Origin of the sequence: Cohnella baijiui, from assembly GCF_020731285.1 — a bacterium.
Lineage (GTDB): Bacteria > Bacillota > Bacilli > Paenibacillales > Paenibacillaceae > Cohnella.
Window position 1 is genome coordinate 1 of sequence record NZ_JAJFOW010000260.1, and the last position, 268, is coordinate 268.

Consider the following 268-nt stretch of genomic DNA (forward strand, 5'->3'; position numbering starts at 1 on the left):
CCTGCAGAGTGAATACAAAAAAAATCTGGGGATAGATGTCGCGATTGTAACGAAGCCTCACAAAGGACGCCTGCAGACGATGCGTGATGGCAATTATCAGATGGGTATTACCCGCTGGGGAGCCGATTATGATGATGCGATGTCCTATCTTGATGAGTGGCGGGGAGCGGCGATGTCAAGTCGTGGAAATTATGAAAATGCGGTGTACGATGATTTGTTGAATCGCGCTATTAATGAAGCCAATGAACAAAAGCGTGTGGAGCTGATG

General features: G+C 47.4%; 1 protein-coding gene. It reads left to right on the forward strand.

What is annotated here, in order from left to right; translation table 11 throughout:
- On the forward strand, window positions 1–268 hold a 268-nt coding region (locus LKX83_RS32555; protein WP_370639176.1), incomplete at both ends, for an ABC transporter substrate-binding protein.